Origin of the sequence: Leeia sp. (assembly GCF_041909055.1) — a bacterium.
Lineage (GTDB): Bacteria > Pseudomonadota > Gammaproteobacteria > Burkholderiales > Leeiaceae > Leeia > Leeia aquatica.
Genome location: NZ_JAYREC010000010.1, coordinates 1 through 299, shown reverse-complemented (window position 1 = coordinate 299; position 299 = coordinate 1). Strand labels below are relative to the sequence as shown.

The 299-nt window shown below is 73.6% G+C and carries 1 protein-coding gene; it reads right to left on the bottom strand.

Features of this window, described 5'->3' with window-relative positions; genetic code table 11:
* Positions 1-299, bottom strand: a 299-nt coding sequence (locus tag ACE3O2_RS17655) for a hypothetical protein (RefSeq protein ID WP_374339786.1), incomplete at both ends; no start/stop codon positions are given.

The window sequence follows — 299 nt, the reverse complement described above, 5'->3', positions numbered from 1 at the left end:
TGCGTGTGGCCTGGGCCGCCCTCGGGCCGCTGGGCCTGGGCCAGCACGTCGGCGTGCCACTGCAGGCCCGCCCACTGCGTGCTGCCCTGCATTTGCAACTGGGCAGCGCCCTCGCTGGGTTGGTCGGCAGCAATGCCGCCGTACAGCGCATGGGCCTGGGCCAGCGGCCCGGTGATGGCCGTCTGGCGCGCCAGCCCATGGCTGCGCAGGCTGGCGCTGAATTCGCTTGCCGTGGCTGGGGGCAGCACGGCGGCCGCCAGCACCGCCGACAGTACCGCGGCATGGCAAGACAGGGGATC